Origin of the sequence: Acinetobacter sp. LUNF3, assembly GCF_022699605.1 — a bacterium.
Classification (GTDB): Bacteria; Pseudomonadota; Gammaproteobacteria; order Pseudomonadales; family Moraxellaceae; genus Acinetobacter; species Acinetobacter johnsonii.
On sequence record NZ_CP093968.1, the window covers coordinates 1,832,898 to 1,853,733 of the forward strand.

Genomic DNA, 20,836 nt, shown 5'->3' on the forward strand with positions numbered 1-20,836 from the left:
TAAGCGATCATGCTGTTGGAAACCGACATAAAACTTATGAAAAAATTTAGTATTTTAGTGTGTCTAAGTTGTCTTTGTACCAGCTTTAGTTATGCTCAAGTCATTGACTGTGACGCTCCTTCATCGTCTGGTCTTAAAAAGATCTGTGGTGATCAATTCAAAGACATTCGGCACAAATTAGACACGCAATCCATGACTGCTTTTTTAATCAGTGATGCCCCACAGCGTTTATTAGTCGATACCCAACAGCTATGGTTGAACCGTCTACAACAGTGCAAATCCTTAGATTGCTATCAACAGCAGATGGATTTTCGAATTGATGATCTGAATTTCTATACTTCACTTAATCAAAGTTTGACCCAACACTATTTAAAGTTTGAACATGGGACGATTGCTAAGCAACCTGTGCATCTGCAAGTTCATCAACTGTCTAAAGATAAAATTAAGATCGAAGGTATTGCATATCGTAGCCCCAATAACCGCATAGAAACCCAAACCATTTCATTTTTGGCCTACACTACACCAGATCAGAAACAAAACATCACGGACAATGAAAACAACTGCCATTATCAGTTCAACTTTCAAAAAGCCATTCTTTCTGTAAAAAGTGAAAACAAAGCATGTAATCGTTTTGTTGGTGTGTATCGTGTTTATGACTAGGCTACCAAATAGATCAACCTAATGAACATCAGGAGGTTAAAAACGTGCAAATATTAGTACAATGCTGCAACCTCCTAGAACAGAAAAAATTGACCATCGCCTTTATCGAAAGTGCCAGTTCTGGTTATTTGTCCAGCCAGTTTTCGATTTATAAACATAGCGGAGCTGACATTTTACTCGGTGGACTGGTCAGTTACGATCCCAGTATCAAATATGAAATTTTAAAGATTGATCCTGCACTTATTCAACAATTTACAGCGGAGTCGAGTGAAGTCACTGAGGCTATGGCGCTTCAGGGTCATCGACTATTTCGTCATGCCGATATTATTGTCTCGTGTACGGGGCTACTCAAACCTGGTGGAAGTGCGACGCCTGAGAAACCTGAAGGCACCTTTTACATTGCCATTCATTATCAAAACACTTTAAGCACTTACCATTATTTACTACTGGGCAGTGCGCTCGAGCGACTTGATCAACTTACGAAAAACGTAGCTCAAATGGTCATTCAACGTGTTCAAAATACTTAAATCTTTACACTAAATTTGATTTTTCTACATTTAGAGCCTTTAAACTGAACCATAATCAATAAAAATGTGAAGCGCCTCATGATGATGAAAATAATCCCTCCTTTACTTTTCAGCACCTTACTTTTTTCAAGCCACAGTTTTGCAACTGTAGGGGGACCACAAAATATTGAAGTTTTAGGACTCGACCAAGCTGATCAAAAAATATATGTGATGCGACATTACTTAGATGGTCGGGGTCGTTTGCCACAATTGTATTATTATCAACTCAACAGCAAAACCCCCTCCAAACTGATTGAAGTGAAATCTTTATATATCAATCCAAAAACTCAAAAAATTGACTATGATCAAGACAGTCAGAAGTTTGACCGTGACATTGCAAAAATAAAAAAACGACTCAAAGCTTTAACGCCGATTCCGCCAAAGCAGGTTAAAATTCAAGTCATCAGTAAAAAGGCTTCAAAAGAACCTTCTTGGTATGATCCTAAACTCTCCATCCTGAAATTTAGCTATCAATATCAAGTGAAATACAGCAATTTGAAAAGTCCCGTACACAAGGCAGTGGACTATAAAAATGGGCTGCGCATTTCACAAACTTATAAAGTTCCTCATCAACAAAAAGCACTGGTGACAGTTCAATATCTCGGGATTCCTTTTGAAACAGGTTATAACATTGAAGACCCTGTACTTCTCACCCGATAAAAAATAAGGTCTAAAATTATGAAAGTAGAGCCTTTTGTCTGAGGGCATTAGATTTTGGCCAAAGCCCCCTATATCCTTTCTATTGCTAGTTATTGCGGGTCAGAGCCTATATAATCTGCATTTGCACAGAATTAGGAATGTCTATACTTAGTTCCACTTGATGTATTGACCGAAACAATTTAGTAGCACCACTTGCTAGATGCATAAATTAATTCAACAACATTGAAAACTCATCATTTTCTAAATTACTTACGTATTAATATTCAAATCTTCTAATTGTTGGGATACTGTACAACCAAGTATGAAAAAGCTTGTTTTTTTAAAAAATCTTCGCTAGTATTCATTTCGCTTGAACTTGTTGATATATAACAAATTCAAGATATTAGGGCCTATAGCTCAGTTGGTTAGAGCAGCGGACTCATAATCCGTTGGTCCACAGTTCAAGTCTGTGTGGGCCCACCATATAAAACAACCACTTAGGTGCATTAATCCTAGGTGGTTTTTTATTGGCTATTTTTATATAAACATTTTGAATTCAAGTATTAGTCGTTTCTGCTTATTTAAAAAAAGATTCGAAATTTTCATTTAAGCAATCCTTTCTAATCTTCATCATTCTCAGAATCACGACCTAATTTATCTTTGCTTTAGATTTTCCTGTCAAATCTTATTTTCAGGCATTTTCTATGATAACTGTAACAAATTCTTTGCCTAAACTTGCAGCTATAGATTCAAATGATATGAGTCAAGCCATCATGACTGATCGTGCCCCATTGTTTCTATACCCTCCTACAGAAACCTATACTGTAATCACTTAGCCTCACTACTCACAAAAATATGGCTAAGTTAAGCATTGAATAACTGTGAACATAACATCCAACACGCTATATATGACTAGTAAGTATAAATTTTAAGCATCCAAACATGATGCTCTAACAAAGTATCTCATTTAGAATAAGAGCTATTAACGATTATAGATGATTGAAAATTAAATTTTTAAGTCAATCAAGCTATTTATAGCTAGCATCAAAAATCAGTGCATTTATACATTATTACGGCTTTGTTGCATAAATATGTAAGCATCTGATTTAAATAAATTTAATTTTGGATCAAAAAATAATCAAAACTTTTAAAATCATATAGTTATGAAATCTTTGTGCAACAAAGCCCATTATTACCACTAAATACTGATTTCCTTTTTCTTACGAAACTCAATGAAAAATTCAACAACCGACCACAGAACAACCAAACCGAAAAGGACAAATGCCCATAAAAAAGTCGAAAGATAAGCCATTTTAACAATCCTGAGCTTTGTTAAACCAAAGTTAAAGTGTGAAAATGCACACTTTAATCTTAGACCAAAGTCTAATCTGTCATTTAGATTATGAATAGTGGTATTTTCATTTTCAGCATATTTATTTTCTATTTGATTAGATTTAAAACATCTTAGTATTCAATTCTTGCCCTCTCCTTGTTCAACTGATGAGGATTCAAAACGATTCATAAAAGTAGCAAGTGCAATCAAGTAGGACTTGACTCAAAGCGTAAACAAGCAGACATTACCCTCTTTAAAAAACACTTGTATTTTTATGCTCATGTTAAAAAAATTCATTGGTGAGTCTGTGTTTAAACTCGCAGGCTGGAAATATCATGTACAACCAAACGTTTTGGAAGATAAGCAAGTCATTATTGGTTTTGAACATACTTCTATGTTGGATGCTGTCTTGTCACTGGCGATTTTTCAAATCTACGATATGAAAATCCATACTCTGATTAAAAAAGAATTATTTAAAGGGCCAATGAAGCCCATACTCGAAGCCATTGGTGGCATCGCGGTCGATCGTAAGTCAAATAAAGACATTGTGTCTCAAATGGTTGAGCACTTTACCCAAAATAAAAAATTCAATTTAGTCATTGCGCCTGAAGCGACACGTGCCAAAACAGGTGAAGTACGTAAACCTATTCGTACTGGGTTTTGGCACATTGCTAAAGCAGCAAATGTCCCTATTGTACTGATGTACGCGAACTCAAAAACTAAGCAAGGCGGTATTTTTGGAAAAATCTACCCAACAGATCTAGATCATGACTTAGCACTTATTAAAGCACTTTATAAAGAGCATGTTGGTTTAGATATTGAGATTCCAGAACCTAAAACTGCTGCACAATAAGGTCGTTTAATTAGCCTAAAAGAATGTGAAGACACTATTCTTTTAGGCCTCTGTGAGTGTTTCCCAACAGTTAATTTTTAAAGTGAACTTCCTTTACAAGGTAAATTTGAAATAACTGGCTTTATTTCAAACAATTTTAATTCTTTTTTGTTTGTTCAGGCAGATTTCAGAAAAACACCTACTTTCGCATAAAAAAGTGCTTATGGTAGAATTTGCACAATTTGATAGGCACAAAGCCAATCTACAAGGAGCATATTTCTCATGGCGGGTCATTCCAAGTGGGCCAATATTAAGCATCGTAAAGCAAAACAAGATGCTAGCCGTGGTAAACTTTTTACCAAATTTATTCGTGAATTAACAACTGCTGCAAAGCTTGGCGGTGGTGATGCTGCAAGCAACCCACGTCTTCGTGCGGTTGTAGAAAAAGCACTTTCTGTAAATATGACACGTGACGTCATCAACCGTGCAATCCAACGTGGTGCTGGTGGTGAGGATAACGATGATTTAAAAGAAATTACCTACGAAGGTTATGGTGTTGGTGGAGTTGCAGTTATTGTAGAAACTATGACTGACAACTTAAACCGTACTGTACCAGATGTCCGTCACTGTTTCTCAAAAACAGATGGTAACTTAGGCACAAACGGTTCAGTTGCTTTCTTGTTCACAAAACGTGGCGAGATCACTTTTGAAGATGTGTCTTTAGAAGATAAAATCATGGACGTGGCACTTGAAGCAGGTGCTGAAGATATCGAAGTCGATGAAGATGAAATCTTAGTCATTACTACACCTGAATCTTTTGGTGATGTACAAGATGCTTTAACTGCTGCAGGTTTAAAATCGGACAATGCTGAAGTGGTCATGAGCCCTTCAACAAAAGCTGAAATTTCTGATATCGACCAAGCGAAAAAGATTATGAAAATGATTGATATGCTTGAAGATTTAGATGATGTACAAAACGTATATACCAACGTTGAATTCTCTGATGCGGTGTTGGCAGAATTAGACGCCTAATCTACTGCTTTATAAAAATGCGTTCTCAAACATAACTTTGAGAGCGCATTTTTTATGGCTGATTGAATACACTTTCAATAAATTTTGCTTTTTTAGATCGATATTCATCCATCGTTAAGTATTGGCTGTCTTGTTTTAATTGGTTATACGCCGTCACTAATTTTTGATTTTCCAACAAACGATCACGAAATATCAGAAAACTTTGCCACCGAGCGTTTTTCACGACCAATTGAATAGTAACATCATCCTGCTGTAGCACCTCTAACATACACAGCTGATGTACTCTTATTGTCGCTGATAATATGCAAACTTTTGAAAGTAGGAAGCCTAATACTCATTAGACTCATACAAGTTTAGCGTGACTTAGACTTTGCTCAACAAACCACTACAGTTAAAAACGTTATATTCTTTAATCACAAAGCTTGAGTGCAGTGCCACCACATGTTCGATTTTACCAATGCGTTTGAGTAAAATATCACTATAGTTTTCCATATCTCTTGCCACAACTTCAACGATAAAGTCTGCCGACTGCCCTGTCACTAAAAAGGCATTGGTCACTTCAGGAATATTTTCTAGCTCTTCTAAAAACTTGGAAAAAGTGTCGGTATCGTGCTTGCTCAAAGATACTTGGAGTAAAACATGTAGACTAAAACCGAGCTTTTGATAGTTAATATCACGCTTAACTTTGGTCATAATGTCGTTATCAATGAGGTGCTTAATACGACGATGTACTGAACTGACCGATAGATTAATACGCTCTGATAATTCGTTTAGATTGATATCTTCATTACTTAAAATTTCTAAAATTTGCTTATCAAAACGATCTAATTCCATTATTTAACTCTCATGACAACTTATGTTTATAGGTGTTTATTTTATATTAAGCATTTCAAATGAAAGATAAAGCTTATTTGCATTTTTTCTCATATATTTTGAGATTGATAAAAAGATATCAGCTTTTTCAAACAAAGAGTGCCATGATCTTTTACAAAGTTGCAAATCAACTGAGAAAATTTCTATTTAGCTTATATAAATCATGATATTGAAAATACAAGAAAGGCAAAGGCTGTCTGTGTCACACATCACCTTTGCCTTGTTTGGCTTAAGCTTATTTTAAACGCCGCGCCAGTCGACTCGAGCATTGCGCTCGGTTTGATAGACTCTTAAAACATACTGCCCCAAGGGTAAATTGGTTAAATAGGTTTTATAAGTACTAAATTCTTCAGATAGACTTTCCTCATGGTCTTTTTCCCAAGGTGTCCCTTTAATTTCCAGCACAGGCGCCAACATCGAACACACAGCAATATCGGCCAAACCTAAACGATCCCCGACAAAGTAACGTCCATGATTAGCAATTAACTTCTCATTCAATACTTCAATTAAACGCTGCATTTCAGCTTTGGAATGCTCTATTTTCTCTGCATTCAACTCATAGCCTTTCGACATCAATGTTTTCATTAAAGGTTTGGTGTATTTTTCAAATTTACGTAAATACCCCTTTTCGCCCAACATAATCTGTAACGATTGATCGTTATCGGACAATGCATGTGCCAATCCCCAACGACGCACATGCAATCCCAAGTCATTGGCTAACGCATTAACATCTAAAGCCTCTTTACGAAGCTGTGCTTCATTACGTAACAGTCGATGTTCTGGATAACGCTCATCCAGATATAACGCAATCTCGGTGGTATCTGCGACCCATTTGTCTTGATCACGTAAAATAGGCAATTTATTCTGCCCTGTCTTTAACTGCGCAAACGCCCGATGAACCCCAGGCACTACATTTTGCGCGACAAAATCTAGCTCTTTATGATCGAGCAACCAGCGAGCTTTCTCACAAAAATGAGATAAAGGAAACTGGTATAAAGTTCTCATAAATGCTCCACACTTATTTTTCTATTTTGGCTTTTTAGCAAAGCCATCTATTTCAGTTGGATACTTTAGTCACTGTATTTAAGATTTACAATGTACTTTTTACCCAAAACTGCCCAGAAAATGTTCAACAGCCTTTATCAAATTTATACGTATTTTTCTCTACAATATCTCAAATCTGAATAAGTAAAAATTTAACGACCTTGCTTAGACTGTAACTAAAATACATATTTTATATTTTTCAAATATTTAGAATATTCATCAAATGATTAAACTTAGCACATTTTATTTTTAACTTTTTAGCTGCTAAGCAATTCAAAATCCTTCATTTAATCATTCAAACAATCCCAAGTAGCGTATAGAGATTAAGTAAAGGTGCTTTTATGTCTCATACTCTCTCTAAAAATATTCACGTGATACAAAATGATCAGGATGCGATTAATGCAGCCTATCATGTCGCTGACTTTGCCTTAGAAGGTCGAGATCAACGTGATCAGAACCGTCAGCTTCCATTTGCTGAAATCGAATTATTCAGCAAAAAAGGCTTAGGCGGTATTCGTATTCCTCAAGCTTTTGGAGGCGCATTTGTTTCCAATAAAACTTTAGCTCAGGTTTTTCGCATTATTAATAAAGCCGACTCAAGTGTCGGTCAAATTCCACAAAACCAAATTGCGCTACTCAACATGATTGATATTTTAGGTAGCGAACAACAAAAACAGTTTATTTTTAATGAAATATTAAACGGCAAACGCCTTGCCAATGGTGGCCCCGAACGAAATACCAAAGACACTAAAACATTAAATACGACATTAAGCATTGAAAATGGTCGTTACTATGTCGATGGTGAAAAGTTCTATTCTACAGGCAGTAGCTTTGCCCATTGGTTAGCCATTAAAGCCATTCACCCTGAAGGTTATGTGGTACTGACGCTTATTGATGTCACAGCACAAGGTGTCGAAGTCATTGATAACTGGAACGGTTTTGGTCAGCGTACAACCTCAAGTGGCACAGTAAAATTACAACGGGTTGAAGTCGATCCACTCCTTATCTTTGATGAGCGGAAACTAGCTGAGGACGTTACTTATCGCGGTGCCTTCTCTCAGCTAATGCAAGTCGCGATTGATGTGGGTATTGCAGAAGCTGCGTTTGAAGACACATTGTCAGCGGTTAAAAAAGCCCGACCGATTGTCGATGCGCAGGTTGAGAAAGCCAGTTTTGAACATTACACCTTACAAGAAGTCGGCAAATCTGCAGTGCTGCTGGATGCCGCTATCCTACTGCTCGACGAAGCAGCCGAATATTTAGATGAACTTGACCAACTGAGCGTTGTCAGTGCGGAACAAGCAGCTCAAGCCTCCATTTTAGTCGCCGAAGCCAAGGTCTATGCCAATGATGCTGCACTACAAATTTCTGAAAAACTCCTAGAGCTTGGTGGGAGTCGTTCGAGCCTAAGCCAACATAACTTAGATCAACATTGGCGCAATGCACGCGTACATACCTTACACGACCCGATCCGCTGGAAGCTGCATGCACTGGGTAACTACTATTTAAATAATACTTTCCCTGCCCGCCACGCTTGGATTTAAGGAGAGCATCATGACTTCATTTCAACCCATTCTTCCTCTTCAATCCCAAGACACGGCGTATGCACATATTATTCAAAGTGATGCTGAAGCCTTAGAAATTGCCAAAAATTTGGCTGAGGAGTTTAAACAGCAGGCTATCCAACGCGATGCTGAACGAATTTTGCCTTTTGAGGAAATTGAAGCCTATAGCCAATCTGGGCTCTGGGCGATTACTGTACCGAAGGAATTCGGAGGTGCAGATGTTTCAAGCTATACGGTCGCGCAAATTATCGCACTAATGAGTGGCGTAGATGGTTCGATTGGACAAATTCCCCAGAACCATTTCTATGCCTTAGAGGTTTTACGTAACAACGGCACTGAACAACAAAAGCGTAAACTCTATGCAGAAGTGCTAAAAGGTGCACGTTTTGGTAATGCCTTGGCAGAGTTTAAAACTAAAAACGCAACACAAAAACAAACTGCACTCAGCCAAACTGAACAAGGCTATGTGGTCAATGGTGAAAAGTTTTATTGCACAGGCAGTCTGTTTGCAGACCGCATCCCCACTTTAGTCAAAGATGCCGATGACAAAGAGTTTCTTGTCTTTATCCCACGGAGTAGCCAAGGACTCGAACTGATAGATGATTGGTCTGGTTTTGGTCAACGCACCACAGGCAGCGGTACAGTCAAATTCAATCATGTTGCTGTAGATGCAGAAGATATTGTTCTTTTCGATACCGCTTTTTCTAGACCGACTCTGGTTGGGCCTTTTGCGCAAATTATGCATGCTGCAATTGAAACGGGTATCGCGCGTGCTGCTTTTGAGGAAACACTGGTTCGTGTGCGTCAGGCTCGGCCATGGATTGACTCTGCTGTTGAACAGGCAACTGATGACCCTTTAACACAGTTTGAACTAGGACGCGTGGTTGCCGATGTGCGTGCCAGTGAAGTCCTACTCAAACAAGCGGCTCGTTCAATCGATGCAGCACGTCCCCAACCAACCATAGAGAACATTGCAAAAGCTTCTCTCGATGTAGCGAAAGTTCGTGCACATAGCACAGAAACCGCATTAAAAGCCGCTTCGAAATTGATTGAACTGGCAGGCAGTCGTGGTAGTCAGCGTGAAGATGGCCTAGACCGTTTTTGGCGTAATGCCCGTGTTCACACGCTACATGATGCGTCACGTTGGAAATATTACTTCATTGCCAATTATCTTCTTAACGGTGTACTTCCGCCACGCAGAGGGACATTGTAATGACACTATCATCTCAAAATAAAAACACGAAACAAATCATCCTGAATGCCTTTGATATGAATAGCGTAGGTCATATCAATCATGGTTTGTGGACACACCCACGCGATGAGTCGCATCGTTTTAATGAGCTCAGCTATTGGACCGATTTGGCGCAAACTTTAGAGCAAGGTTTATTTGATGGTTTGTTTATCGCCGACATTACGGGTGTCTACGATGTTTATCAAAATGGTCTGGATTTAACCCTAAAAGAGTCAATTCAACTTCCAAGCCATGACCCAAGTACACTCGTTTCTGCAATGGCTGCCGTTACACAGCACTTAGGGTTTGGCGTCACTGTGAACTTGAGCTATGAGTCGCCTTATCAGTTTGCACGGCGCTTTGCAAGCCTTGACCATTTAACCCACGGTCGTATTGGTTGGAACATTGTCACGGGTTACTTAGACAGCGCAGAACGATTAATTGGTCAAAAAGGTTTAAAAGATCACGACTTACGTTATGAGCAAGCTGAAGAGTTTCTCGAACTTTGCTATAAATTTTGGGAAGGTTCTTGGGAAGACGATGCCGTCCAAAAAGATAAGTTAAACCGTGTCTTTACCGACCCTTCAAAAGTTCACGCCATACAGCATCAAGGCAAATTTTTCCAAAGCCAGGGCGTTTTTCAAGTTTCTCCATCTATTCAGCGGACGCCTGTACTTTATCAAGCGGGCGCTTCAAGTAAAGGCTTAGCTTTCGCAACTCAGCATGCTGAAGCCATGTTTATTGGTGCTGACACGCCTGAAAAACTGAAACAGCAAGTCGATAAGATTCGTGCGCTTGCATTAAGCCATGGTCGTGATGAGCAAGCCATTAAACTCTTTGTCGGCATTAGTGTAGTGACTGCAGAAACGGATGAACTCGCACAAGAAAAACTGGCCGAATATATTCGCTATGCCAGTCCAGAAGCTGGTTTGGCGCATTTTTCAAGTTCAGTCGGAATTGACTTGGCACAGTTCACAGATGATGAAGCGATTCCTTACAAACAAACCAATAGCATTGCCTCGGTCAATCACAAATTTAAAGAGCAAAAAGTTACGCGAGCTGATTTGAAAGCCCAGCATGTACTCGGTGGACGCTATCCACTGATCGTCGGGAGTGGAAAAACTGTAGCAGAAAAACTCATTCAGCTCTTAGATGAAACTGGCGTAGATGGCTTTAATCTCACACGAACAGTCGCCCTAGAGTCACATCAAGACTTTATTCGTTGGGTCATCCCAGAATTACAAGAGCGTGGCCGTTATAAAACCGCCTATGAAACAGGTAGTTTACGCCACAAATTATTCGCTCAAGGTGACCGACTAGCCGCAGACCACCCAGTACAGCAGTATCGATGTCAAAGCTCGAGCCTTCATCCTAAAACACAGCAAAAACAAACCGCATAAATTTTAAAATACGAGAAATATCATGGCTCAAACTGCAAAAACAAAATTTACCGTTATTGGGGTAATTGTCGCCGCTATCGTCATTGCACTAGTGGCTTGGTCTTATCATAAAAAATCGAGCAACACTGAACTGGTGATTGGTATCAGCCCACCCTTTGCCAATCCCTTAAAGGTGGCTGTGGAAGAAGCAAAACAGCAAGGCATCAACGTCAAACTGGTCGAGTTTTCGGATTGGAATACCCCCAATATCACGCTCAACCATGGTGATATTGATGCCAACTATTTTCAGCATCAGCCCTTCTTAGATAACGCTATCAAAGAAACTCAATTTAAACTGAAAGCACTGGATAAAGGCGTCACCACACACGTCGGTTTATATTCAAAAAAATATGACTCGATTGATGCGATTCCTGAAAATGCACGTACAGTTATTCCAAATGATCCAGTGAATCAAGGTCGTGCGCTTTTACTGTTACAACAGGCTAAATTGATTAGCTTAAAAGACCCAAACAATCATCTATCGAACCTGCAAGATATTGTCAGCAATCCTAAAAAGCTGCAGTTTATTGAAGTTGAAGGTCCACAAACTGCGCGTGCCGTTGATGATGCTGACTTGGTCTTTAGCTATCCACATTATTTACGTCTTGCAAAAACCATCGACCCAAATGATGCGCTGATCTTAGATGACAACACCAATACCCTGTATTCGATTTTATTTGTGGTGCGTGACGACTACCAACAGAAACATCCAGAGAAAGCCGCGCAACTTGAAAAGTTCATCAAGATTTATCAAACATCAGACAAAGTTAAACAGACTTTGAATAGTGAAATTGGTGAAAAACTTTGGTTCCCTGGTTGGAAGTGAGTATAAGCCATGACGCAATCTTTCACTCAAAATCGAAAAAAATGGCTGATTGGCTTAAGCGTCATCGTGGCAATTTTTGCTCTAGCGGGTTACCGCTATAGCAAAAGCTATTCACAAGATGATGTCTTAACGATTGGTATTAGCCCACCTTATGCCGAACTGCTGCAAAGCGTGGCAGATGAGGTAAAGAAACAAGGCATTCAGGTCAAACTGGTTGAATTCTCGGACTGGCATGCACCGAATGTTGCTGTGCAAAATGGTGACATTGATGCCAACTTTTTTCAGCAAAGTGTCTTTCTACGCAATGCAATACGCGAAACAAATTATGATCTGCATGCATTCGCCACAGGAACAGGAAGTCATGTCGGACTGTATTCAAAAAAATATAAGTCCTTAGATGCACTACCAGCTCAAGCACGTGTGGTCATCCCCAATGATCCAGTGAATTCGGCACGCGCCCTAATTTTACTGCATCGTGCAGGTTTGATTCAGCTCAAAGACATTAACAATGAACTGTCTACTGTAAAAGATATTGTGAGCAATCCTAAACAGCTTCAGTTTATTGAAGTCGAAGGCCCACAAACTGCTCATGCGTTTAATGATGCTGATTTAATTTTTGGCTTCCCACATTATTTAAAAATGGCCAAAGTCACAGATCCGCATCATGCCCTTTTTCTTGATCCGATAGACAAGAAATACGCCATCTTATTTGTGACACGCAAAGACTACCCAGACCAAAACCAAAAACTTGCGACCTTTGTTCAAGCATTCCAAAACTCAAAACACGTTCCAGAAATTTTAGACCGTGATTTTGGCCAAGGTCTGTGGTTTGAAGGCTGGAAATAAGGAGAAAAAGAATGGTCAGCTTTGGTTCTCATGTGGATTTTTCAATTCCACATATCAAAATTCGTAACTTAAACAAGCACTATGCGGTACAAGGGCATACTGTACATGCACTCAAAAATATTGACCTCGACATCCCGACAGGAAAAGTGTTTGGCATTATTGGCAAAAGTGGTGCAGGTAAATCCTCCCTGATCCGCACCTTAAATGGTTTAGAACGTATCAGTGAAGGTCATATTCATATCCATCAGCAAGACTTGGCCGCATTGAACCACGCTGAGCTGATTCAGCTCCGCCAACACATTGGCATGATTTTCCAGCATTTTAATCTAATGTCTGCCAAAACAGTCTATGAAAATGTCGCACTGCCCCTCAAAGTGGCCAATTATCCCAAACAAGACATCGAACAACGTGTCAACGAGGTTTTACAGTTGGTCGGGCTGAGTGATAAGGCACAGCATTACCCATCACAACTGTCTGGCGGTCAAAAGCAGCGTGTCGGCATTGCCCGTGCATTGGTTCACCATCCTGAAATTTTGCTCTGTGATGAAGCGACATCTGCTCTCGATCCAGAAAGTACCTCTGTAGTGTTGTCCCTACTCAAAGAGATTAATCAAAAGCTGGGTATCACCATTGTATTGATTACCCATGAAATGCAAGTGATTCGGGAAATCTGCGATCAGGTCGTGGTCATCGATGCTGGTGAAATTGTGGAATCAGGCGAAGTTTGGTCGGTGTTCTCACAACCCCAGCAAGACATTACCCAAGAACTACTGAATCTAGAACAACTCGATTTGCCTTTTCGCTTAAATGCTGAACCTACGCAGCTCGATACACACGCCATTTTCAAAATTCGCTCGACGTCAGATGCGCATCATCCACCTGACTTAAAAAAGATTTTGGAGCACTTTCCACAAACTGTGCATTTATATCAAAGTCAGGTCGACACCATCCAAAACCATTTAATTGGAACATTGGTTATTGCTGTTCGTACACAGGACTTAGAAATTCAATCGCTACTACAAAAACTAAAAGCGCATGTGACACATGTAGAGGTACTGGGCTATGCACGACCAACTCATTGATTTATTACTGACAGGCACCATCGACACCTTAATCATGGTCGGTGCATCCGCATTTTTTGCCTTACTCATTGGTCTGCCAATGGCAGTAGTTCTAGTCAGCACCTCTGAGCATGGCATTTATCCTTCCAAAAGTATTAACCATAGCTTAGGCTGGTTGGTAAATATCACTCGTTCCGTTCCCTTCCTGATTTTGATGGTGGCCCTGATTCCACTCACACGTTGGATTGTAGGCACCAGTTATGGTGTTTGGGCAGCAGTTGTCCCTTTAACCTTAGCAGCAACACCCTTTTTTGCACGAATTGCAGAAGTCAGTTTACGCGAAGTGGATCAAGGGTTGATTGAGGCTGCGCAAGCCATAGGCTGTAACCGTACTCAAATCATTTGGCATGTATTGTTACCTGAAGCTCTTCCTGGAATTGTCGCAGGTTTTACCGTAACCATTGTGACCATGATTAACTCCTCTGCCATTGCAGGCGCAATTGGTGCTGGAGGTTTAGGTGATATCGCCTATCGTTATGGTTATCAGCGTTTTGATATGCAGATCATGTTGGCCGTGATTGTCGTGCTCGTGATTTTGGTGATGTGTGTGCAAGCGATTGGAGACAATCTGGCAACTCAACTCGATAAGAGGAAAGTTTAATCCCATCTCCACATAAAGTAGAGCACTATACTGTCCACTTAAGTTTTTTAGCCCCTCCTTTTTCTAAGGAGGGTGTTTCAGTATGAAATTCACTACCCAGTTATAATCACCTTTGCTTTATGACAGCAATCTAATCAACTGAATCAACATTGTTTTTCTTTCAAATTCACATAGAAAATATAGCTCTCAATATACAGATAGAAATGAATAAGCTATAACGTATACTCAAGCCTAAATAAGAATAACCATCTCAATATGCATCATTCCTCCTAAAATTAAAGTACTCGCTTTCGACATCTTTGGAACTGTCGTGGACTGGCATTATTCAATCGTTCAAGAAGTGGAACATCTAGCCTTGAACATCGATGCCAACCAATTTGCATTAGACTGGCGAGCAGGCTATCGACCTGCAATGGATCAGGTTTTGTCAGGTCAGCAGCCGTGGACCTCCATTGATGATATTCACCGTCTCATTTTGGATGAGCTTTTAGCGAAATATCAAATCTCCACACTGACCGAAGCTCAAAAAATGGATTTAAACTTTATTTGGCATCGTCTCAACCCTTGGCCAGATACAGTCGCAGCACTCAATCAATTAAAACAAGATTATATTATTTGCACCCTTTCAAATGGCAACATTCACTTATTGATCGATCTCGCAAAGTACGCAAAATTGCCTTGGGACACTATTTTCTCTGCTGAAAATTTCAAAGCCTACAAACCTTCTCCCCAAACCTATTTAGGTGTCGCAGACTTACTCAATGTTGTACCGAGTCAAGTGATGATGGTTGCCACTCATCAAGATGACCTTGCCGCAGCGCGTAGCTGTGGACTTCTGACAGCTTATATTGAACGCCCCTTTGAGTATGGTGCAGCTCAATTGAAAGACTCTAGTCCTTGCATAGACAATGATCTACATGCAACTGACCTCTTAAATCTGGTTTCTTTATTAAAAGAAAAGGCTTAAAAGGCTCGTACATAGGGCTTAAATGAGGAAGTTCTGCTCACAACATGATTTACAAATTTGATTCTTCTCCCCTGACACCTGACTTTGTCATGGCTTTCATGTAAAATCACTGGCAATTTTTATATAACACGTTGTGAGTTATTTCATGGGTTTTAATTGCGGTATTGTCGGCTTGCCGAACGTTGGTAAATCTACACTTTTCAATGCATTGACTAAAGCTGCTATTGCTGCTGAAAACTTCCCATTCTGTACCATTGAACCAAACACAGGCATCGTTCCTGTGCCAGATCCACGTTTAGACAAATTAACAGCGATTGTAAAACCTCAACGTGTGATTCCAACGACGATGGAATTTGTAGACATCGCAGGTTTAGTTGCTGGTGCATCTAAAGGTGAAGGCTTGGGGAACCAATTCCTTGCAAACATCCGTGAAACGGATGCGATTGCTCACGTTGTACGCTGTTTTGAAGATGAAAACGTCATTCACGTTAACGGTAAAATTGACCCGCTTGATGACATCGCAACCATCAATACGGAACTTGCACTTGCTGACTTAGAAACTGTGACAAAAGCAGTGACTCGTTTAGCAAAATCTGCAAAAGGTGGCGACAAAGAAGCGCTCGCAACCAAAGCGGTTTTAGACAAAATTTTACCTTTACTTGATGAAGGCAAACCTGCTCGCGCAGCTGACCTAGACGACGACGAACGTAAACTAGTTCGTGGTTTTGGTTTAATGACTTTAAAACCAACCATGTATATTGCGAACGTTGCTGAAGATGGTTTTGAAAACAACCCGCATTTAGATGCTGTGAAAAAACTTGCAGCTGAAGAAAATGCAATCGTCGTTCCGCTTTGCAACCAAATCGAAGCTGAAATTTCACTGCTTGAAGATGAAGACCGGGCTGAGTTCCTTGAAGCTTTAGGCATGGAAGAACCAGGTCTAAACGTGGTAATTCGCGCGGGCTATGGTCTTTTAGGTTTACAGACTTACTTCACGGCGGGTGTACAAGAAGTTCGTGCTTGGACCGTTAAAGTGGGTGCAACTGCACCACAAGCGGCGGGTGTGATCCACACTGACTTCGAAAAAGGCTTTATCCGTGCTGAATGTGTTGCTTATAACGATTTCGTTCAATACAACGGTGAAGCAGGTGCGAAAGAAGCAGGTAAATGGCGTTTAGAAGGTAAAACCTACATCGTTCAAGACGGTGATGTTTTACACTTCCGCTTCAACGTATAAGTCGTTCCGAATATAAAAAAACCCGATACCCATCGGGTTTTTTTATAAGCTTAAACCAAGCTTAAAAACAGCATTAAATAACATATGAACACCTGATCCGTTTGGATCTCACACAATATTATAACTTCTATTCTTTCGTATTATCGCTAATTTAATCACAGGCACTAATGCCTTCATTGAACAAACGAAAATGAAAAAGATCAGCACATTTATTGCAGCAGGTTTATTCACAACGCTTAGCGCTACAGCATTTGCATGCCCACAAGGAACAACACTGTCGGGTGGTACAGGTGCAAATCATAAAGGTGGTAAGTGCGTCGCAACCATGAACGTGACGAAACATGATCAGGCAATGAAACAAGACAAAACATCCAAACACGATCAAGCCATGAAGCAAGATAAAATGGTGAAACATGATTCAATGAAAGCCAATGATATGACCCATAAATCCCATAAAGATGCTCATGCTCCAAACCCGAATACACCCAAAGCTCAACCAGATATACATAAAGTCGCGAAGACATCTTAAAACAGCATAAAAAAGCCAGTGAAATTCACTGGCTTTTTTATCGATAAAACAATTCAGTTAATGTGATGTCACAGAGACATGTTTATTATCCATTGCAGCACGCTGTTTGCGCGCTTCATCTAACATGCGTTGTTCGATGTCTTTTCTAAAACCAAGCATAAACACCATTTCCGCCAAAACAAATAATGGACCGATGGCTAGGCCAATCACATCATCCATAAAGGCCGGTTTTTTCTTCTCATAGAAATGCCCGACAAACTGGAACGCCCAGCCAACGACAAAAATACCAATACTGAGACCTAACCAAAGTCCCAAATCAAACTGTGCAATTTTATAAGCCAATGGATAAGCCATGGCATAGATCACTAACATGATCACACCAAAAATTCGATCTAGGCTTAAGTAGTAAACAATACTCGCTAATATCAAAACCATCGCCAAGGTAATTTCAAAACTGCCCACAGCCATGCCAGCTCTCGCGGTTAAGCACATAATTGAAAACACAATCAACGGAATACCCACAAAGTGGGTCACGATATTTTTATGATCAAGATGATAAGCTGCATACTGACTTAATAATTTTTCTAATTTACTCATACTGTATTTCCTTATTGCATGATATTGATCACGATATAGAATAACTTTAAAGGAAAACAGCTCATCAAGTTGTCGTCGACCTGACAAGTTGCTCGATCAATCACGAAAGGACGCGGAATGCTGGAAGTTCAACATCAACAACAATTACTCAATAACAATTGGTTCGCCAAACTACCACAAGCCTATCAACAGTATATTGTGCAACATGCCAAATATATTGAGGTTGCAAAAGACCAAGCTGTTTTTCACTCTGGAGATTTATTTGATGGCATCTATGCAGTCTTGAACGGCGCAATTCGCTTAGGTCATGTCGACATTGAAGGTAAAGAAGCAGTTGCAGCAATCGCAGAACCGATTATGTGGTTTGGAGAAATTTCATTAATAGATCAGCAACCGCGTTCGCACGATGCGATTGCTATTCAAAAAAGCACCCTGCTCCATCTGCCTAAACGCGATGTTGAGGCGTTTATCCAAGCTACCCCAGAATTTTGGTTTCATATTGCACAGCTTGCTTCACAGAAGTTACGCCTCGCTTTTTTAGAACTAATCGCAATCCAAAGTCAAAATATCAGCCAACGACTGGCTCAACGCTTACTGTTTATTTTAAGCGGTTATGGCAACCATCTATCGATTACCAATGATGAAATCCATTTATCACAGGAGCAACTAGCTCAAATGCTGATGTGTTCACGCCAAACGATTAACCAAGAACTTCAAAACTTAGAAAAACAAGGAATACTGGCAATTGCTTTTAAAAAGATTAAGATTTTAGATCCTGCAATGCTGCATAAAATGGCACATAGCTCAGAATAGACAATCAAGTGTGCGCCTTAAGAGCGCAATTCATATAAAAAAGATGTATAAAAATATTGCTACGCGGCGTAACGTCTTGACTATTTTTCTCAACGACTTTGGACTGCTGTCACCGTGTTTGACAGGCAGCTAATGCAAACATTGCAACAGCTAAATTTTTTAGATTAACTCTCAAAATTCGACTCAATTCTTATATTTTATTGTATAGGGATATTTTTATTATGTCATTCATTAAAGCTCTAACCATAAAAAAGCGAGTTTTTAAAACTCGCTTTTGGTCATACTATATCGGTCTTAGACACCCACTTTTTTAGGGTCTGTATTGCCTAAACTTGGGTTATCAATTGCGCCCCGACATTGTGCTTTATCACGTTCATAATCGCTCTGTTTCTGTGCAACACTTGACGAACCGTCTAAGGTCTCACGAGCCCATACTTCTAAACTGGTCAAGGCTTTACGGCACAGTGCGTATTTCCCTTCGGTCACTGAGTCTGTCATTTTGACATTGATACGCCAGTCCGTACTGAGTTTACGTGCAGGATGACGGACTTTGGCTTCAATCTGATCCAGTTGCTTATTATAGACCAAGCCATCGACTTCATTGATAAACACCCAAGCACGCTGGGCATATTCCGTAGCGTCATTGGTAATTTTTGGCGCAGCCTTAATTTCTACTTTTTGTTCAGGAGCTTGCTCTGACTGCCCACAAGCTTGCAAAAGTAAACTGCTTACAATTATAGCAGCCAGCCCTAAAGTACGTAATTCGAGCTTCAACATGGTTAAACGCCTCAACAAACAATTGGGCACTATGCTAGTGAATTCAGTTACAATACACAATCAATTTTGACCTATTGATAAAGTCTTCTTCAAGGTGTGTTGTGTCCGAACTTAATCCCACTCCTGCACAAGCTGCTGGCTTTTGGCAAGGGGCTAAGGATAGCCAAGCGATTATCTTTACCTATCTGCCTGTTTCTTTTGCCTTTGGTGTATCTGCAACCCAGTTTGGCTTTAGTGCATGGGAAGCTTTATTTTTATCCTGCTCAATGTATGCAGGGGCCAGTCAGTTTTTAGTGGTTGCACTATTGGGTAGTGGCACGTCTATTTGGATGACTGCCCTCACTGTGATTGCCCTAGATATTCGTCACTTACTCTATGGCCCTGCGCTACAAAACTTAATTCAAGATAAACTGAACTTAAAAAAAACCGCTATTTGGTCATGGGGGCTAACCGACGAAGTCTTTGCCTCAGGTATGATTAAACTGTCACAACGCCGTCAAGAGTGGTCTGAGTCTTGGATGCTGGGCTTAAGCCTGTTTAGTTGGCTCGCATGGGCTATAGGTTCTTTTCTAGGTGGAATGTTTGCAGACCAAGTCAGTCATTTACCCCAGTTTTTACAAGCCGCTCTAGACTTTTTATTACCTGCACTGTTCTTAAGTTTCTTATTGGCAGCATTTGAAAAGAAACACACTTTTGTGGTGGCTGTGACCATTCTTGTATCTGCCATTGCCTGCTATTTTATTGACTTATCTGCTGCAATTTTTATTGGTATCAGTTCAGGTATATTTGCAGGTTTGTTTAAGCACTATGTACTGAAAAAACCAGACCCTGAACATATGGGAGATCAAGCATGAATATCGAAATTATTTTGGTCGGCATTGTAGTGGGTATTGCAAATTTTGCTTCACGCTTTGGCCCATTCTTCGTCATTCAAAAGTTCCAGCAAGGTTCACAAAAGCGCGGTGCTCTATGGTTAAAAATTGCATTGGGTTCGATTGGTATTGCGGCGATTAGTTCAATGCTTGTGGTTGCCACCTTGCCACCACTGTTAGATACACCCAATAAAAGTTTTGCCATGTTGGTCGGCTTCATCGTATTAGCTGGACTTTATTTCAAGTTTAAGCAAATTGTCCCCGCTACACTCACCGCAGCACTGAGCTATGGTTTGGTTTATACCTATATTCCTATGCCTTTTTAACCCATATCTTGCATCCATCAAAACCTAATTTACTATTTGAAGCGCTCAGCTGTGCAAGTCATTTCCAGCTTGATTGGAAAAGTTTATTTAGCATCCTTTTGCATGAAAAT

Annotated in this window: 23 protein-coding genes and 1 tRNA gene; 19 read left to right on the plus strand and 5 right to left on the minus strand. The window is 40.0% G+C overall.

The genetic code is table 11. The annotated features are described in order from the left end of the window. Positions 1-9 precede the first annotated feature (9 nt). The 6 genes from MN200_RS08945 to MN200_RS08970 all read left to right on the plus strand — a co-directional run bounded on the left by MN200_RS08945 (position 10) and on the right by MN200_RS08970 (position 5,062). Positions 10-660 carry a hypothetical protein gene (locus MN200_RS08945; RefSeq protein WP_242759204.1) on the plus strand — a complete coding sequence of 217 codons (651 nt, stop codon included), beginning with the start codon at positions 10-12 and terminating at the stop codon, positions 658-660. Between the two features lie 44 nt (positions 661-704). Continuing rightward, positions 705-1,187 (plus strand): CinA family protein, encoded by a 483-nt coding sequence (locus MN200_RS08950; protein ID WP_242759207.1) that lies wholly within the window; start codon positions 705-707, stop codon positions 1,185-1,187. A 78-nt stretch (positions 1,188-1,265) separates the two neighbouring features. Further along, positions 1,266-1,886, plus strand: coding sequence for a hypothetical protein (locus MN200_RS08955; protein ID WP_058869512.1), 621 nt, complete (start codon positions 1,266-1,268; stop codon positions 1,884-1,886). A 385-nt stretch (positions 1,887-2,271) separates the two neighbouring features. Continuing rightward, a tRNA-Ile gene (locus MN200_RS08960) sits at positions 2,272-2,348 on the plus strand. Between the two features lie 1,130 nt (positions 2,349-3,478). After that, positions 3,479-4,051 carry a 1-acyl-sn-glycerol-3-phosphate acyltransferase gene (locus MN200_RS08965; RefSeq protein WP_058869548.1) on the plus strand — a complete coding sequence of 191 codons (573 nt, stop codon included), beginning with the start codon at positions 3,479-3,481 and terminating at the stop codon, positions 4,049-4,051. Positions 4,052-4,312: 261 nt separating this feature from the next. Beyond that, entirely contained in the window at positions 4,313-5,062 is a 750-nt protein-coding gene (locus MN200_RS08970) for a YebC/PmpR family DNA-binding transcriptional regulator (RefSeq protein WP_058869511.1), read from the plus strand. 52 nt (positions 5,063-5,114) lie between these two features. Here the strand turns inward: MN200_RS08970 and MN200_RS08975 are convergent, their stop codons facing one another. From MN200_RS08975 to MN200_RS08985, 3 genes are all read right to left on the minus strand, one after another. Next, positions 5,115-5,330 (minus strand): GrpB family protein, encoded by a 216-nt coding sequence (locus MN200_RS08975; protein ID WP_010326590.1) that lies wholly within the window; start codon positions 5,328-5,330, stop codon positions 5,115-5,117. A 95-nt stretch (positions 5,331-5,425) separates the two neighbouring features. Next, positions 5,426-5,896, minus strand: a complete 471-nt coding sequence (locus MN200_RS08980; RefSeq protein WP_004693423.1) for an Lrp/AsnC family transcriptional regulator — start codon at positions 5,894-5,896, stop codon at positions 5,426-5,428. Positions 5,897-6,175: 279 nt separating this feature from the next. Next, on the minus strand, positions 6,176-6,940 hold the full coding sequence (locus MN200_RS08985; protein ID WP_058869510.1) for a glutathione S-transferase family protein: 765 nt from the start codon (positions 6,938-6,940) through the stop codon (positions 6,176-6,178). Positions 6,941-7,320: 380 nt separating this feature from the next. Here MN200_RS08985 and MN200_RS08990 point away from each other — a divergent pair, with 380 nt between their 5' ends. The 10 genes from MN200_RS08990 to MN200_RS09035 all read left to right on the plus strand — a co-directional run bounded on the left by MN200_RS08990 (position 7,321) and on the right by MN200_RS09035 (position 17,341). After that, a complete protein-coding gene (locus MN200_RS08990; protein WP_058869509.1) occupies positions 7,321-8,523 on the plus strand; it encodes an SfnB family sulfur acquisition oxidoreductase in 1,203 nt (400 codons plus the stop codon). 10 nt (positions 8,524-8,533) lie between these two features. Then, positions 8,534-9,757, plus strand: coding sequence for an SfnB family sulfur acquisition oxidoreductase (locus tag MN200_RS08995; protein WP_058869508.1), 1,224 nt, complete (start codon positions 8,534-8,536; stop codon positions 9,755-9,757). After that, entirely contained in the window at positions 9,757-11,175 is a 1,419-nt protein-coding gene (locus tag MN200_RS09000; RefSeq protein WP_242759210.1) for an LLM class flavin-dependent oxidoreductase, read from the plus strand. Before MN200_RS08995 ends, MN200_RS09000 begins: the two co-directional genes overlap by 1 nt. Positions 11,176-11,197: 22 nt before the next feature. Next, the gene (locus MN200_RS09005) at positions 11,198-12,040 is read left to right on the plus strand and encodes a MetQ/NlpA family ABC transporter substrate-binding protein (RefSeq protein WP_242759213.1); all 843 of its coding nucleotides are present in this window, start codon (positions 11,198-11,200) and stop codon (positions 12,038-12,040) included. A gap of 9 nt (positions 12,041-12,049) precedes the next feature. After that, positions 12,050-12,886, plus strand: a complete 837-nt coding sequence (locus MN200_RS09010; protein WP_242759215.1) for a MetQ/NlpA family ABC transporter substrate-binding protein — start codon at positions 12,050-12,052, stop codon at positions 12,884-12,886. An 11-nt stretch (positions 12,887-12,897) separates the two neighbouring features. Continuing rightward, positions 12,898-13,968, plus strand: coding sequence for an ATP-binding cassette domain-containing protein (locus MN200_RS09015; protein WP_242759219.1), 1,071 nt, complete (start codon positions 12,898-12,900; stop codon positions 13,966-13,968). Beyond that, on the plus strand, positions 13,949-14,608 hold the full coding sequence (locus tag MN200_RS09020; protein ID WP_058869503.1) for a methionine ABC transporter permease: 660 nt from the start codon (positions 13,949-13,951) through the stop codon (positions 14,606-14,608). The genes MN200_RS09015 and MN200_RS09020 overlap by 20 nt, the downstream gene beginning before the upstream one ends. A 310-nt stretch (positions 14,609-14,918) precedes the next feature. After that, positions 14,919-15,575 carry a haloacid dehalogenase type II gene (locus tag MN200_RS09025; RefSeq protein ID WP_242759221.1) on the plus strand — a complete coding sequence of 219 codons (657 nt, stop codon included), beginning with the start codon at positions 14,919-14,921 and terminating at the stop codon, positions 15,573-15,575. Positions 15,576-15,720: 145 nt separating this feature from the next. Continuing rightward, complete coding sequence (ychF, locus tag MN200_RS09030) at positions 15,721-16,812, plus strand: redox-regulated ATPase YchF (protein ID WP_004693442.1); 1,092 nt, start codon at positions 15,721-15,723, stop codon at positions 16,810-16,812. A 190-nt stretch (positions 16,813-17,002) separates the two neighbouring features. Beyond that, a complete protein-coding gene (locus tag MN200_RS09035; protein ID WP_242759223.1) occupies positions 17,003-17,341 on the plus strand; it encodes a hypothetical protein in 339 nt (112 codons plus the stop codon). 57 nt (positions 17,342-17,398) lie between these two features. On the opposite strand, the gene MN200_RS09040 is transcribed toward MN200_RS09035, so the two are convergent. Next, the gene (locus MN200_RS09040) at positions 17,399-17,938 is read right to left on the minus strand and encodes an Mpo1-like protein (RefSeq protein ID WP_242759225.1); all 540 of its coding nucleotides are present in this window, start codon (positions 17,936-17,938) and stop codon (positions 17,399-17,401) included. A gap of 117 nt (positions 17,939-18,055) precedes the next feature. Here MN200_RS09040 and MN200_RS09045 point away from each other — a divergent pair, with 117 nt between their 5' ends. Next, positions 18,056-18,751, plus strand: coding sequence for a Crp/Fnr family transcriptional regulator (locus MN200_RS09045; RefSeq protein WP_010326580.1), 696 nt, complete (start codon positions 18,056-18,058; stop codon positions 18,749-18,751). A 294-nt stretch (positions 18,752-19,045) separates the two neighbouring features. On the opposite strand, the gene MN200_RS09050 is transcribed toward MN200_RS09045, so the two are convergent. Beyond that, positions 19,046-19,528: a hypothetical protein gene (locus MN200_RS09050; protein ID WP_004980102.1), complete on the minus strand. Its 483-nt coding sequence runs from the start codon at positions 19,526-19,528 to the stop codon at positions 19,046-19,048. A 101-nt stretch (positions 19,529-19,629) separates the two neighbouring features. On the opposite strand from MN200_RS09050, the gene MN200_RS09055 reads away from it, so the two are divergent. Both MN200_RS09055 and ygaH read left to right on the plus strand, forming a co-directional pair. After that, positions 19,630-20,382 (plus strand): AzlC family ABC transporter permease, encoded by a 753-nt coding sequence (locus MN200_RS09055; protein ID WP_087015000.1) that lies wholly within the window; start codon positions 19,630-19,632, stop codon positions 20,380-20,382. Continuing rightward, positions 20,379-20,726, plus strand: coding sequence for an L-valine transporter subunit YgaH (gene ygaH, locus MN200_RS09060; RefSeq protein ID WP_004980107.1), 348 nt, complete (start codon positions 20,379-20,381; stop codon positions 20,724-20,726). The genes MN200_RS09055 and ygaH overlap by 4 nt, the downstream gene beginning before the upstream one ends. Positions 20,727-20,836 lie beyond the last annotated feature (110 nt).